This window comes from Streptomyces sp. NPDC102490 (assembly GCF_044765285.1).
In the GTDB taxonomy this organism is placed as follows: domain Bacteria; phylum Actinomycetota; class Actinomycetes; order Streptomycetales; family Streptomycetaceae; genus Streptomyces.
The window spans coordinates 1-14622 of the sequence record NZ_JBIWJU010000017.1; the positions used below are offsets into that span (position 1 = coordinate 1).

The 14622-nt window shown below is 72.4% G+C and carries 12 protein-coding genes and 1 pseudogene; 3 read left to right on the forward strand and 10 right to left on the reverse strand.

The features are described from left to right. A partial coding sequence (locus tag ACIRGB_RS32740) for an SDR family NAD(P)-dependent oxidoreductase (RefSeq protein ID WP_403872571.1) occupies positions 1-3351 on the forward strand: 3351 nt, incomplete at its 5' end. Between the two features lie 97 nt (positions 3352-3448). Here the strand turns inward: ACIRGB_RS32740 and ACIRGB_RS32745 are convergent. From ACIRGB_RS32745 to ACIRGB_RS32755, 3 genes and pseudogenes are all read right to left on the reverse strand, one after another. Beyond that, the gene (locus ACIRGB_RS32745; protein ID WP_403872718.1) at positions 3449-5593 is read right to left on the reverse strand and encodes a LuxR C-terminal-related transcriptional regulator; all 2145 of its coding nucleotides are present in this window, start codon (positions 5591-5593) and stop codon (positions 3449-3451) included. Positions 5594-5659: 66 nt separating this feature from the next. Then, positions 5660-6124: pseudogene (locus ACIRGB_RS32750) on the reverse strand (ATP-binding protein); the annotation flags it as partial. Between the two features lie 88 nt (positions 6125-6212). Then, positions 6213-6503: a PqqD family protein gene (locus ACIRGB_RS32755; RefSeq protein WP_403872573.1), complete on the reverse strand. Its 291-nt coding sequence runs from the start codon at positions 6501-6503 to the stop codon at positions 6213-6215. Positions 6504-6953: 450 nt separating this feature from the next. Here ACIRGB_RS32755 and ACIRGB_RS32760 point away from each other — a divergent pair, with 450 nt between their 5' ends. Continuing rightward, positions 6954-7793 (forward strand): hypothetical protein, encoded by an 840-nt coding sequence (locus tag ACIRGB_RS32760; protein ID WP_403872575.1) that lies wholly within the window; start codon positions 6954-6956, stop codon positions 7791-7793. A 19-nt stretch (positions 7794-7812) separates the two neighbouring features. Here ACIRGB_RS32760 and ACIRGB_RS32765 read toward each other — a convergent pair whose 3' ends face one another. From ACIRGB_RS32765 to ACIRGB_RS32785, 5 genes are all read right to left on the reverse strand, one after another. After that, a complete protein-coding gene (locus ACIRGB_RS32765; RefSeq protein ID WP_403872577.1) occupies positions 7813-8412 on the reverse strand; it encodes a hypothetical protein in 600 nt (199 codons plus the stop codon). A gap of 89 nt (positions 8413-8501) precedes the next feature. Beyond that, positions 8502-9386 carry a hypothetical protein gene (locus ACIRGB_RS32770; protein WP_403872579.1) on the reverse strand — a complete coding sequence of 295 codons (885 nt, stop codon included), beginning with the start codon at positions 9384-9386 and terminating at the stop codon, positions 8502-8504. 57 nt (positions 9387-9443) lie between these two features. Continuing rightward, on the reverse strand, positions 9444-10334 hold the full coding sequence (locus ACIRGB_RS32775) for a fumarylacetoacetate hydrolase family protein (protein WP_403872581.1): 891 nt from the start codon (positions 10332-10334) through the stop codon (positions 9444-9446). Beyond that, positions 10331-10546 (reverse strand): hypothetical protein, encoded by a 216-nt coding sequence (locus tag ACIRGB_RS32780; protein WP_403872583.1) that lies wholly within the window; start codon positions 10544-10546, stop codon positions 10331-10333. Before ACIRGB_RS32780 ends, ACIRGB_RS32775 begins: the two co-directional genes overlap by 4 nt. Beyond that, the gene (locus ACIRGB_RS32785; protein ID WP_403872585.1) at positions 10546-11655 is read right to left on the reverse strand and encodes an epoxide hydrolase family protein; all 1110 of its coding nucleotides are present in this window, start codon (positions 11653-11655) and stop codon (positions 10546-10548) included. The genes ACIRGB_RS32780 and ACIRGB_RS32785 overlap by 1 nt, the downstream gene beginning before the upstream one ends. Before the next feature lie 94 nt (positions 11656-11749). On the opposite strand from ACIRGB_RS32785, the gene ACIRGB_RS32790 reads away from it, so the two are divergent. Continuing rightward, positions 11750-12676 carry a LysR family transcriptional regulator gene (locus tag ACIRGB_RS32790; RefSeq protein ID WP_403872587.1) on the forward strand — a complete coding sequence of 309 codons (927 nt, stop codon included), beginning with the start codon at positions 11750-11752 and terminating at the stop codon, positions 12674-12676. 150 nt (positions 12677-12826) lie between these two features. On the opposite strand, the gene ACIRGB_RS32795 is transcribed toward ACIRGB_RS32790, so the two are convergent. After that, entirely contained in the window at positions 12827-13405 is a 579-nt protein-coding gene (locus tag ACIRGB_RS32795) for a TetR/AcrR family transcriptional regulator (protein WP_403872589.1), read from the reverse strand. Positions 13406-13503: 98 nt separating this feature from the next. Continuing rightward, entirely contained in the window at positions 13504-14619 is a 1116-nt protein-coding gene (locus ACIRGB_RS32800) for an alkene reductase (RefSeq protein ID WP_403872591.1), read from the reverse strand. Positions 14620-14622: the final 3 nt, after the last annotated feature.

Consider the following 14622-nt stretch of genomic DNA (forward strand, 5'->3'; position numbering starts at 1 on the left):
CCGCTGATGGAACCGATGCTGGACGACTTCCGGGCCGTCGCGGAGAGCCTGTCGTTCAGCGAGCCCGTCATCCCGGTGGTGTCCACGGTCACGGGCGAGCCGGCTGTCGGCTGGGACAGTGCCCAGTACTGGGTCGGCCAGGTCCGCGAGGCGGTCCGCTTCGCCGACGCGGTGCGCACACTGGAGGCTGCCGGGGCATCCCGGTTCCTGGAGCTGGGTCCGGACGGTGTGCTGTCCGCGATGGTCCAGCAGTCCGTCGCTGATGCTGACGGGGGAGTGATGGCGGTCGCGGCGACCCGTCGGGACCGCGACGAAGCCGAGACCCTGCTGTCCGCCCTCGGCCGGCTGCACACCACCGGCGTCTCCGTCGACTGGACGGCCTTCTTCGAGGGCACCGGTGCCCGCCGCGTCGACCTGCCCACCTACTCCTTCCAGCGCAAGCGGTACTGGCTCGACTCGCCCGCAGTCCTCGGGGACGCGACCGGCCTGGGCCAGCTCACCGCGGGTCACCCCCTGCTCAGCGCGGTCGTCCCCTCGCCGGAGGACGGCGGCCTCGTCCTGACGGGGCGCCTGGCCCTCGACACCCATCCCTGGCTCGCGGACCACACGGTGCTCGGCACCGCGCTGCTGCCCGGTACGGCCTACGTCGAGATGGTCCTGCGCGCCGGCCGGGAGCTGGGCTGCTCCCTCCTGGAGGAACTCACCCAGGAAGCCCCGCTGGCCCTGCCGGAGTCGGGCGGCACCGCCGTCCAGGTGGTCGTCGGCGAGGCCGAGGCCGACGGACGCCGCACCGTTTCGCTGTACTCGCGCACCGAGGACACCGACCTCCGGGACGCCCGTACCGAGGACACGACCGCGCGGCCGTGGACACGCCACGCCCGGGGCGTGCTCGCCCCGCGGACCGCGCCCGGGTCCATCGAAATGGAGGCGTGGCCCCCCGCGGGCGCGGAGCCGGCCGACGTGACCGGCCTCTACCAGGAGCTGGCCGCGGCCGGACTGCACTACGGGCCGGTCTTCCAGGGCCTCAAGGCCGCCTGGCGGCGCGGAGACGAACTCTTCGCCGAGATCGGGCTGCCCGAGGAGGCACAGGGCGACGCGGCCCTCTTCGGGATCCATCCGGCACTGCTCGACGCCGCCCTGCACGGAGACCAGATCCTCCGCGGGGGCGCGGAGGACCGGCGTACCACCCTCCCGTTCGCCTGGAGCGGGGTTTCCCTCCACGCCACCGGCGCCACCATGCTGCGCGTCCGGCTCACCAGCCCGGCTCCCGACGCGCTGTCCCTGAGCATCACGGACCCGACCGGCGCTCCCGTGGCGACCGTCGAACGGCTGGTACAGCGTGAGATGTCGGCCGCCGCCCCCGCCGCCGACGGTGCCGTCTTCCGGATCGAGTGGGAGCCGGTCCTCGTGCCCGAGACGGACGACCCGTGCGTCACCGTCGGCTGTGTCGTGCCCGGCCACCCGGCCGTCGAGGAACTCGCCCAGCTGGACGAACTCGCCGCCCTGGACATGCTGCCGTCGACCGTCCTGCTCCGAGCCGACGGCCTGCTCGCCGGCGAGGGGGCAGCCGAACTCCCCGACCGGGTACGGCAGACCGTCACCGCCCTGCTCACGACGCTCGCCCGGTGGCGCTCCGACGACCGGTTCGCCGACACCCGTCTGGTACTCGTCACCGACGCCGCCGTCGTGGTGGACCCGGCGACCGACGCCGTCGACTGCGTTCAGGCCCCCTTGTGGGGGGTCGTGCGTGCTGCCCAGGCCGAGAACCCCGGCCGTTTCACCGTCGTCGACATCGACGCGGACGAGGAGTCCCTGCGCGCTCTGCCCGGCGCCGTCGCCGCGGCCGAACCCGAACTGGCGCTGCGCCGGGGCAAGGCGTTCGTACCGCGCTACGTCGAGGTGAGGAGTGCCGCCGGGCGGACCGAACCGGCCCCGTGGGACGGCGAGGGAACCGTCCTGGTCACCGGCGGGACCGGCCTGCTGGGCTCCGTCCTCGCCCGGCACCTCGTCACCGCGTGCGGGGTGCGGCACCTGCTGCTGACCAGCCGGCGCGGCGCCGACGCCCCGGGCGCCCGGGAACTCCAGGCCGAACTGGCCGAGGCGGGTGCCGAGGTGCGCATCGCCGCGGTCGACGTCTCCAGCCGGGCGGCTCTGGCGGACCTGCTCGCGGCGATCCCCGCCGAGCATCCCCTCACCGGTGTGGTGCACGCCGCGGGCCTTCTCGACAACGCCCTGGTCGGATCGGTCACCGGGGAACAGGTCGACAGGGTGCTGCGGCCCAAGGCGGACGCGGCGTGGCACCTGCACGAACTCACCCGCGACCTCGATCTGCGGGCCTTCGTCCTGTACTCGTCGGTGGGCGGCCACGTGCTGGCCGCGGGCCAGGCCACGTACGCGGCGGCCAACGTGTTCCTCGACGCCCTGGCCCACCACCGCCGCGCGGCGGGCCTGCCCGCCACCTCGCTGGCCTGGGGGCTGTGGACCGGTACGGCCGGCGACGGCCTCGACCTCAGCGAGGCCGACCTGCGGCGCATGAGCCGCTCGGGTGTCCACGAGCTGTCCTTCACCGAAGGACTCGCCCTCTTCGACGAGGCTGTGCCGATGTCCGAGTCGGTACTCGTGCCGGTCCGGCTCGACCGGGCCGTGCTCCGTGCCCGCACCGACGAGGTGCCCGCCCTGCTGCGGGGTCTGGCAGGGCGTCGTACGCGGCAGCCGGCCGCTGCCACCGCCGCCTCCGCCTCCACCGCCGCTTCCACGGCGCAGCACGAGGGCAACGAGGTCGAGAACCGGCTCGCGGCGCTGTCCGGACCGGAGCGGGAGCGGTACCTGCTCCAGCTGGTGCGGGGTCACGCGGCGGCGGTCCTCGGAGTGAGCGACGTGGCGGCCGTGCCCGCGGACCGCGGGTTCACGGAGCTGGGCCTGGACTCGCTGGGCGCGATCGAACTGCGCAACCGCCTCCAGAAGGCGGTCGACGTCAGGCTCCCCGCGACCCTCATGTTCGACTATCCGAACGCCGGGGCGCTGGCCGAGTTCCTCCTGGAGGAGCTCGCCCTCGAACCGGCCGGCGAACCGGCGGCCGCCGATCCGGACGAGGACACCGTGCGGGCTCTGCTGCACTCGCTGCCCACGGCCAGGATCCGCGAGGCGGGTCTTCTCGACGCGCTGCTGGCCCTGGCCGGACCGCAGGACGCCACCGAGACCGCCACCACAGTGACCACGACGACATCCACGCCCACGGACCCGGACCCGGCCCCGGCCCCGGACGCGCAGACCGAGCCGGAGCAGGACCGGAGCACGGCCATCCGGGACATGGACGTCGAGGACCTCGTACGCGCGGCCCTCGGGAACTGAGCACCCGGCCCGCCGTCCGCGGCGGGCCGGAGCACGACGGCCAAGAGCCCGGCGAAAGGGGGCGTACCCCTTCGCCGGGCTCTTGGCCGTTCGTCCGTCAGTGCCGCACGCTGCCCGTGCTCCCCAGTTCCAGGTCCATCGGCAGGTCACCGCGGCAGCTGATCTGCAACTTGCGGTACACCTTCGTCAGATGCTGCTCGACCGTACTGACCGTCAGGTAGAGCTTCGCCGAGATCTCCCGGTTCGTCAGGCCCTGAGCCGCCAGCGACGCCACCCGCTGCTCGGAGGCGCTCAACCGGGCCTCCGTGGGCGTCCCCGCGAGCTCGGACGCGCTCCGCGCCCGGTCCTGGTCCCGGTCGCGGTCCTGGTCCCGGTCGCAGTCGCGGTCCTGGGGCAGGGCGTCCGGCAGTATCTCCTTGCACACGCCTGCCGCTCCGCACTCCTGCGCCTGGTTCCAGGCCGCGCGCAGCATCGACGCCCTCCTGGCCGTGGACCCGTCCGCCTGGAGCGCACGGCCCAGGTCCGCCATGGCCCGCGCCGCCTCCAGCCGGTCCCCGGAGCGCTGCAACTCGGCGACGGCCTGGCCGAGCACCGCCACCCGCTGCTGTGCCCCGCCCGCCAGCGCCCTCAACCGCAGCGAGACACCGCGTACCCACGGCATACGCGCGTCGGGGTGCGCCAGCTGCTGGAGGGCCAGCTTCTCCGCCTGTCGTGCCTTGCCCAGGCGCAGCAGCGCCTCCGCCGCGTCCGTGCGCCAGGGCAGGTAGGCCGGCCGGTCCACGTTCCAGCGCTCCATCAGCCGGCCGACCTCGCAGAAGTCCACCAGTGCCGCCTGCGGTCGGCCGGCGGCCAGCTGGTACATGCCGCGGGCCCGCAGGTAGTCCAGTCCGTGCAGGGAGGACATCAGCCTCGGCGGCACCTGCCGCTCCGCGTACGCCGCCGCGTCGCCCTCCCGTCCCATGGCGACGCAGGCCCGGATCAGAACCGCCGCCGGGGCATGGGCGAAGGTGCCGCCGTATCCGTCGGGCAGCTCTTCCAGAGCCGCCGTGGCCCGGGCGTGGGCGCCGCGGACGTCGCCCGTACGCAGCAGTGCCTCCGCCTGGAGGGAGGAGAACACCGCGGCCCAGCCGGGGGCTTGGCACAGGTGGGCCTCCTGGAGGATCTTCCCGCTCCACGTCACCGCCCGCTCGGGATGCTCCGAGCAGATCAGCGAGCGCACGGCCTGCGCCGTCCGCGCCAGGCCGGCATCGGTCAGCCGCGCGGACTCCAGCAGCCGCTCGGCGGCCTCCGCGCCGCGGTCGACGACCGCGTCCACGACGGACGTGTCGCCGTCCGCGGTCTGCGGGCCGGGCCGCAGCCCCTCCGCGTCCGCCACCCGGCCCTGCATCACCAGCAGTTCCGACACCGCCTGGGTCCAGGATTCGTCCAGGCGACCCGCACGCGCGGCGTCCAGCAAGGTACCGGCCTGCCGTTCGGCCGCGGCCGGATCGAACCGCCAGGCGACCTGCGCCGACCGGATGCGCACCGCCTGCCGCAGCCGTTCGTCGTCGCAGCTGTCGTCGGCGAGTTCGAGCAGCCGCATCGCCTGATGGGCGTCGTTCGCCGCGAGCAGGTCCTCGGCGGCGTCGCGCAGGACATCGATGTCCTCGCTCGCGGCGCCGCGGGTTCCCGGCTGCGTGTCGTCGTCGGCGGCGGCCAGCAGGTGCCCGGCCACGGCGGTCGCGGGGCTCCACGCCCTGCGCAGTACCCGGGCCGCGCTGCGATGCAGTTCGGCCCGCCCGTCCGGGCCGGTCGCCTCGAGTACGGCCGCCCGTCCCGCCGGGTGGCGGAACGTCACTCCGTCCAGTACGCCGCAGGCGTCGAGGGCGTTCAGCGCGCGGTCCACGGTGGACTGGCCGCATTCCAGCACCTGGGCGATGCGGGACGCGGACGCCGGTTCGCCCAGTACCGCCACCGCCCGGGCCACCGCGGTGACCGCGGGTCCGGAGCGGTGCAGGCAGGTCGACACGGCGCGGGCGAAGGGCCCGCCGTGCGCCGGCCCGGCCTGTCCCTGCGGCTCTTCGAGCAGGGCCCGCAGCAGGAGTGGGTTGCCGCCGGTGACCCGGTGCAGTTCGGCGGCGCGTTCCTCGTCGCCTCGGGGGGTGTCCGCGCGTGGGTCGCCCCGGAACCGGGCGGCGGCATCCGCGACCTCGGTGGGTGACAGCCGTTCCAGTCTGAGGCGCCGGAAGTGCGGCTGGCGCATCAGCTCGGTGGTGAAGTCCGCGTCGTGCCCTTCGACGGGGAGTGTCTCGGTGACCACCACGAGGACCGCCGCCGACCGTGCGTGCCGGGCGAGGTACTGGAGGTAGCGCAGCGAGGCGTCGTCGGCGTACTGCACGTCGTCGACGCACACGACGACCGGCCGGTCGCGGCTCAGTTCGCGCAGTTGCGCGCAGAACGCCTGCATGGCCCCGACCCGGGTGTGCACGACGGTGCCGTCCGGTTCGGCCGGCGGGTTGTCCGGCATGACGAGTGACGGTTCGCAGTCGGCGAGCTGACGCAGTACTCCGAGCGGGTCGTCGCGTTCCGCGGCGCAGGCGACGGCGTTCAGGACGACGGAGCCCGCCGCGGCGGCGCGTTCGGCGACGGTGTCGATCAGTGCGCTCTTGCCGCATCCCGCGGCGCCTTCCGCCAGCAGGATCTGGGCACGGCCCGCCGTGCATTCGGCCAGTGCTCTGTCCACGGCGCTGACCACCGCAGTTCTGCCCACAAACGTCATGCCGACCCCCGTCGTAGTGACCCACCCCTAAACCTCGTCCTACGGTGCAGGGGGCGCCTACAGGGGTGGTCGAGCGAAGGCAGAGCTGTGGGCCAAGGGTGACTCAGGGGTGTGTCACGCAGGGTGCGTCGTAGACCAGGCCCGCGTCGCGCATCTCGTTCACCCAGACCTCGAGGTCCGCCCGGACGTTGACCGGCTCGAGCCCCCACACCTGGGCCAGGCCGTGGGCCGCGGCTGCCATGTCACCGTCGTGCTGGCGCAGGGCGATCCACATGGCGGTGCCCACCGGGCCGCTCGAAAACCGTGCGATCCCGTCGGCCGTGGTGGCCAGGATCTCCATCTGCCCGTCGGCGTCGACGGTGAAACTCAACTCCGGCGCCGGTCGAACACACACAGACACCTCCGTGCCGACTCGGGCGGGCAGGTCGATCGAATATCCCTCAAGTTAACCGTTCGGCACCTCCGATCCACGTCCCCGGACGGACTCTGGGGTGGGTGGCAGCCCCCTACATTGCCGGGAAGCACCCCTTGAGGCCGGCCATCACTGAACCCATATCTACATAACAGCAAACAGCCGAATGCCCTGGTGACCGGGTCGGCCAAGGTGAGGACACGCGTGTCCGGGAGACCGGAGACCCGCATTGTCCGTACCGGACCAACCCGTACGACCCGGTTCGACACGAGCCGAAACGACGGGCTGGCTGACGAACGGGACCTGGCGATCCTCAGCTTCTTGCTGTTATGTAATGCATGAGCACGCGGACACGGCCAAGGGAGACACGTTGCCAAGACTGACCCTCGTCCTCGTCCTTGTCGCCGCCGGCGCGACGGAGCTGAGAGCCGCATGAGCATCCCGGCCCGCGGCACCGCCGCAGTGGAACGGTTCGTGGCCTCGCTGCGCGCGGAATCCACTCGGCGCCTGCGCAGGACGTACCTGGACGAGTACGTCGCATGGCTCGCCGAACAGCAGCAGTGCGGCACCGGCCAGGTCACCACCGGGGGCCTCCTGGACGAGGAGAACGCCCTGGCGTGGCTGGCCGCCGCCCAGCGCGGCCTCACCCGGCGCCGCCCGGGCCTGCACGGACCCACCGCCCCTGCCGCGACCAATTCCATGGCCGCCCGCACCAGCTCGGTCAACACCTTCTCCCGGTACTGCGGCCGCCCCCTCGCGCTGCGCCCACCGGCGGCGGAGTTCGCCGACCGGCTCACCCCGACCGAGGCACACCGCACCCTGCGGCTGCTGACCGGCCACCACCCGGCCGGAATGCTCGAAGCGACCTGGGAACGCTCCGTCGCCCTGATCGCGCTCGCGGTGTGCACCGGACACGGCACAACCGCGCTGCACCCCATGCGCCTGGCCGACCTGGAGCTGGAACGCCCACTGCCGCGCGCCCGGGTCGCCGGCGACTGGTACCCGCTGGACGCCGTCTCCCGCGACGCGCTCGCCCGCTGGAAGGCCACCCACCAGGCACTCACCGCCGGGCACCTGAAGGCCCTGAAGGGCGGGCGGGTGGAAGAAGTGTGGATCACCACCGCACCCGGGCGACCGCGCGACGGCCGGCCGGCACCCCCGGCCGGCCTGCCCGCGGCCGTACGCACACTGGAGTCGGCGCACCGAAAGCTGACGGCCACCGCCCTGGGCGCGCCCCTGCTGCTCGAACAGTTCTGCGGGGCCTCGGGCTGACCGGCGATCAGGGCAGCGGCTACAGCGCATCCCCGAGGGGCAGACGGCCCAGGGACTCGGACAGCTGGCGCACCGACACCGAACCCGTCTCGGGCAGACCCGCCTCGATCCAGGCCCGGCGCGCCGCCTCCTTGTCCCCCTCGGCCGCGGCCAGCAGGTTCTCCTTCGCGCTGTGCTCGTGCACCGGGTCGGTGTCCGAGCCGTAGTCGGTCAGGTGGACGACGGTCCGCACCTGCAACTTGGCGTTGGAAGCCATCTGCTCGTTGACGCGGTACACGCGCAGCCGGTGCCCGACCAGAGCCCTGGCCCGTTCGATCATCGCCCGGCCCACTTCGCTGTCCCCGCGGTCGGTCCGCAGGCGCTCCAGCTCGCCCGAGGTGTTGCGGACCAGCAGAAGCCCACGCGTACTCGTGGACTCGATGCGCACACAGAGCAGGGTGGCCGTGAACTGCTTCGCGGCGTCCAGCCTCTGGAGGTCCTGCCCGACGGTGTCGGCGAGAGCGTAGAGATGAACGGCCCGGGCCCGGACCTGTTCGGTCCACGCCGCCTCCTCTCCGGGCGGGCAGGGACCGACCGCACGGGCGGCCGCGAGAGTGAGTTCGAGGTCACGGGGGTTCACCCGCCCCATTCTCCCCGGCGCGGAGAAACATCCACGTCACACCCCGCACTGACGATAGGGCTGCACCACCGCCCTCGCACCACCCCGCGCTACAGGTCCGTGTCTCCCGTCTCCACGCGGAAGGGGTAGGTCCCGGCTGCGGTGAACGCGTCGTGGATCGGCCTGATGAGCGAGGTGAGGCGACGGGCGCCGGCGTCGCCGATCGGCGTCCACAGCGCCGCGCAGTGCGCGTCGGTCTCGGCCTCGATCTGCTCGCGCGCCGCGATGCCGGCCTCGGTGGCGGTGCCATCCGCGTTGAGCCAGCCGCGTGCGACGAGGCGTGCCGTTGCCGCGGCCACCTCCGCGTCGTCCCACAGCCGGGTGGCTCGCGCGATGGCTTCCGGGAAGTGACCTGTCGCGGTTTGCAGCACGTTGCAGTCACACGGCCCGACGCCGCCCGCCGCGAGCACGGTGAAATGCGCGTCGCCGCGCCACTCGCGCAGCACCGTGATCTGCTGCCACAGCGCGACGAGCGGATCGGCCGGGAGGGGGACCGAGGCGTTGGCGGCGGCCATCGTCTTCCCGGCGTAGTCGGCGCTCGCGACGACCGGGTCGATGAGCGATCGTGCCTCGGCGATCTGATCGGCGGTGAGGCGCACGCCGACGCGCCGCAAAGCACGGTCGACGGCTGCGAAGCGAGCGGCCTGCCACTCCTGCGGCGGCGCGGTGTCCCAGACGCCTGCCATGGCCCGCACCGACCGCGGGCTGAAGTTGTAGAAGGCCGCGAGCGTGACCTGCCAGGGCACTGCGCCCATCGCGGCCGACCGGAACGCGAAGTACGCCGGTGCGTACTCGGTCACGCCCAGCCTGGCGGCCTCTTGCGGTGCCTCGGGTATGAAGTAGACGAACAGGTGGGCCGCGTTGAGGGTGAGGCTGACCTCGCGGACGGCGTTCAGATCCTCGTCGGCGCGAGCGAAGGTGCTGGCGAGATGCATCGTGGTGGTCTCCCGGCAAGTGGAATGACTGAGGTCGTTCTTGGTGCGGCCGGTACGTCAGGACGGCTCCGGCGCGGTGATCCGTGCGGAGATCGCGCCGAGTTCCTGCACGTCGATCCGGACCGTGTCTCCCGGTGCCAGGTAGGGACGGCGGCCGGACAACTCCTGGATGCAGCCGGTGCCCACGGGACCGCTGGCGATGATGTCACCCGCTCGCAGCGAGGTGCCGCGCGACGCGTGCGCCAGCATCTCGCCGAACGACCAGTGGATCTCGTCCCAGCTGCCGCCGCCGTAATGCTCGTCGTTGACGTACCCGTCCATCCGCAACGCATAGCCCCGACCCGAGCGGTAGGGCTCCAGTTCGTCGGGGGTGACGAGGAAGGGACCGAGGCTGGTCGCGGTGTCCTTGCTCTTGGACGGGCCGTACACGAACCCCATCTCGCGCGCGGAGATGTCGCGTGCGCTCCAGTCGCAGTAGACCAGGTAGCCGGCGATGTGTTGCTCCGCCGTGGCGGCGTCGAGGTTCGAGCAGTCCCCGGCGATCACCGCAGCGACCTCGACCTCGTAGTCCCACAACTGAGCGCCCGGGGCGATGGCGACCTCGTCGTGCGGTCCCTTGATCGCCGCCGGGTTGGAGAAATGGAAGAGCGGATACTCGTACCAGACCGGGCTGACCGTGCCGTCGCCGCCGGCTGCCTTACCCGCGTTGCCGACGTGGCGTTCGAACGCGGCGAAGTCCCGGACCGCCGGGGGTACCGGTATCGGTGCCAGCAGGTCGACGGTGGCCGACTCGACGATCTCGGTCGGCTTCCTGGTTGCGGCGGCCTCCAGCCCGCCGTCGGCGCGCAGCAGCTCCAACAGGTCCGTGCCCACGGCGTGGATCGTGTGGTCGCGCAGCACGCCGCAGCGCGTGGAGCCGTCGGCGGAGCGGTAGCTGACCCACTTCATCGGGCAAGCACCCCCCGGGTGCGGTCGTAGCGGCGTCGGGCGTCGGCGAGGGAGGGAGGTCGGCGCGGAGTCGGCGGGCCGTCGGCGGTGTCCGTACGCCTGGGGCGCGGGAACCGGGCGCCGGGCTCGGCCTCGGCGCTGTCGGTCCCGACGGCCACGAACCGGTCCCCCCGCCCGATGCGGTCCGTGCCCCCGCTGATCTCGATCGGCATCACGCGGCCACCGTCCGCGCGAACTTGACGATCTCCTCGACGAACAGCTCAGGCTGCTCCAGGGCGGCGAAGTGGCCGCCCGCGGGGATGTCATCGTTGAAGTAGCGCAGGTCGCGATAGGCGCGCTCGGCCCAGATGCGCGGGGTACGCGTCAGTTCGTCCGGGAAGACGCTGACCCCGACGGGAAGGTCCAGCTCGGTGGGAGCGGGCGGCTGCCGGGCGTACTCCCAGTACAGGCGGGCGGAGGAAGCGGCGGTGCCGGTGAACCAGTACAGGGAGATGTGGTCGAGGATCTCGTCGGGGGTGAGGGCGTCGGGCCGGGCCCAGTCGAGGAACTTCTCGTAGATCCAGGCGGCCTGCCCGGCCGGGGAGTCGGTCAGGGCGTAGCCGATGGTCTGCGGCCGGGTGCGCTGCACGACGTGGTATCCGGAATGGACGGCGAGGAAGCGGCTGCCCTGTTCGAGTGCGGCCTTCTCCTGCGGGGCCGGGTCGTCGCCGACCGGTGGTGCGGCGAGGAACTCGGGGAAGTTGACGTGGATCGCACGCAGGCCCGTCAGGCGCTGCGCCCCCATGCGGGTCGCGACGACACCGCCCCAGTCGCCGCCCTGGGCCAGGTAGGAGTCGTAACCGAGGCGCCGCATGAGCACGCCGTACGCGCGGGCGATCCGGTCCGGGCCCCAGCCGGTCGAGGCGGGTTGGTCGGAGAAGCCGTAGCCGGGCATCGAGGGGACGACGAGGTGGAAGCCGTGCTCGGTGAGCGGGCCGACGGTCTTGAGGAACTCCAGGAACGAGCCCGGCCATCCGTGCAGCAGCAACAGGGGGGTGGCGTCGGGGCGGGGTGAGCGTACGTGCATGAAGTGGAGGCCGAGACCGTCGACGGTCGTGCGGAACTGGCCCAGCTCGTTGAGCCGCCGCTCCAGATCGCGCCAGTCGTACCCGGTGGCCCAGTACTTGAGCAGCCCCTCAAGGCGCTCCCGCTGCACCCCCTGGCCGCTGTCCGGCGCTGTCTCCCGGCCGGCAAGGCGTACCCGGTGCAGCCGGTCCCTCAGATCCTCCAGGGCACTGTCCGGAATGTCGATACGAAACGGTGTCACGCTCTCCGATGTCATGGTCACCACGGTGCGGCCGCGACGAGCGCGCAGTCCAATGATTGTTCCGGCACAGGTAATACAGGCTGCGTATAAGACCAGCTAGAGTGGGGTGGTGTCCGAACGCTTCCCCGCCCCCGTGGACCTCGACCTCCGGCTGGTGCAGTGCTTCACGGTGGTCGCCGAGTACCGGCACTTCGGCCGTGCCGCCGAGGCGCTGCACACCACCCAGCCGTCGCTGAGCCGGCAGATCCGCCGCCTCGAACAGCAAGTGGGCGTCCGTCTGCTCGACCGCACCACGCGCGGCACCCGGCTCAGCGAGGCCGGCGAGGTCTTCCTGCCGCAGGCGCAGGAGCTGCTGCGCACCGCGGTCGAGACGATGGCCCGAACCCGGGCCGCGGCCCGGCCCAGCAGCATCACCATCGGCTACACCAAGGGGCTGGTCATCACGCCGGCCGTGCGGGCCCTGCGGGACCGCCATCCCGATGCCGAGGTGCACACCCGCCTGCTGGACTGGAACGACTCGCGCGGCGCGCTGCTGGAGCACCGCGTCGACGCGGTGGTGACGCGGCTGCCGTTCCCCACCGACCGGCTGCGCGTCACCGTCCTGTACGACGAACCGCGCGTGCTGGTCGTGCCCCGGGACCACCGTCTGGCCGGCCAGGAGTCGGTCACCCTCGGCGACATCGCCGACGAGCCGATCCCCCACGTACGCCAGTCCGACCCGTTGCTGAACGCCTACTGGCGGCTCGACCCCCGGCCCGACGGGCGGCCCGCGCCCGACGGCCCCCTGGTCGAAGCCCTTGAGGACAAACACGAACTCATCGCCGCCGGGCAGGCCGTGGCCATCGGACCGCCCCTGGACCACGCGACCGGCCTGCATCCCAGCCTCACCACCGTCCCGTTGCGCGGAGTCGAACCGAGCCAGGTCGTACTCGCCACGCGCTCCGGCGACCGCGGCCGTCTGGTCACCGCTTTCCGCAAGCACGCCGAGGCTCTGCTCACCGGAACCCACCGTGCGGAACCGATCCGCACGCCATGACCAGCGGCAGCTCCGCCCGCACCCGCAAGCGACCATGGCCCGTGCCTGGTCCGCCGCCACAGCGTCCCGACGAGATCGGGGATGTCCTTTAGCGCCGGGCCGTGCTGTCGGACGCGAGGTCACCGGGGTGGCCCGGCCGGGTGTGGTGGGTCAGACGATGGCGAGCCGGTCCACGAGCAGCCCCACCCGCTGTTCGGTGTGCTCCCGCGGCAGCCGTCCCGACCGGGTCAGGGTCGCCACCCCGTGCAGGGACGCCCAGAACACCTCGGTGAACAGCTCCGGGGCGACGCCGTCCCCGGTGACCTCGCCGAGGCACTCCAGCAGTGCGGCGAAGGCGTCCTTGAGAGGCTCCGGGGTGTCCTCCTGCGCGTACGCCAGACCGCCGTCGAGCTGGAAGATGGCGTCGTAGACCGCCGGGTTGCGCTCGGCGAAGTCGAGGTAGGCGTGGGCGAGGGCGCGCACCCGCTCACGCGCGCCGTCCACGGCGGCGGTCGCGGCCCGCACCGCCGCGGCCAGCTCGGCGGCGCCCTGGAGGGCGACGGCGCCGATGATCTCGCGCTTGCCGCGGAAGTGGCTGTAGAGGACGGGCTGGCTGTATTCGATGCGTTCGGCCAGCCGGCGGGTGGTGACCGCGTCCCAGCCCTGCTGCTCGGCGAGTTCACGGGCCGTCGCCACGATGAGGCGCTCGCGCTCCGCCCGTTCCCGCTGCTTGCGTTCCTGTACCGACATGACTCGATCCTAGCACCGCTAGGCAAGAGAGCGCCGACAGCCCCGGCGTTGCCTCCTCCGGCGCCTTGTGGGCGCGCCCACCCCCACCTGACGAAGCACTACCGGTAGGAGCCGATCACTGGGGGGTAGTCCGTGTATCCCTCCGCGCCGCCCGCGAAGTGCGTGTCGGGGTTGCCGGCGGCGAGAGGGTGGCCGTGGGTGAATCGATCGACGAGGTCTGGATTGGCGATGAAGGGGGCGCCGAAGGAGACCGCGTCGGCCAGCTGCTGTTCGAGCAGCGCGTTGCCGCGCGCTTGCGTGAAGCCGAGGTTGGCGATGACGGCGCCGCGGTAGTGGGCGCGGTAGCGGGTGAACGCGGTGAGGGTGTCGGTTCCTGTGCCGGGTTCGGGGCCGAGGAGGTGGAGGTAGGCCAGGTTGCCGTCGTTGAGGCGCTTGAGGAGCTGGTCGTACTCGTCCAGCGTCTCGGCGTCCGCGGTGAAGGCAGGTCCGTGATTCCAGTAGGGCGAGAGTTTGATTCCGATGCGGTCGCTGCCCCACACGCTGGTGACGGCGTCCAGGATGTCGAGGAGGAACTGGGCCCGCTTTTCACTGGTGCCGCCGTAGGCGTCGGTGCGCTGGTTGAGCCGTGGGTTGAGGAACTGGGCCACCAGGTGGGACACCTGGGCGTGGATCTCCAGGCCGTCGAATCCGGCGCGCAGGGCGTTGGCGGCCGCCTGCCGGTAGGTGCCGATCGTGGTGGCGATCTCCGCGGCGCTCAGGGCGCGTGGGGTGAGGGAGTCCTTCGGGCCGTCGGGGGTGTAGGACATCTCGTGGGGATTGATCGCCGAAGGCCCGGCGGGGAGCCTGCCGCCGTGGTGATCCGGGTGGGAGGCGGCACCGGCGTGGCCGAGTTGCGAGACGATCCTGCCTCCCGCGGAGTGCACGGCTTCGGTGACCTTGGCCCAGCCGGCGGTCTGGGCGTCGGTGTAGATGCCCGGGACGTTGATGAAGCCGATCGCGTCCGTGCTGACCCAGGTCCCTTCGCTGATGATCAGGCCGGCGCCGGCGCGCTGCGTGTAGTAGGTGGCGTGCAGGGCGGTGGGGGCCAGATCCTCGTTGTCGGCTCGGGAGCGCGTCATGGGAGCCATGACGACGCGGTTGGGCAGCTTGAGCGCACCCAGTTGAACAGGCTGCAGGAGGGGCTGGGTGCCGGGTACCGGGGTCAGGTCGGACATGAA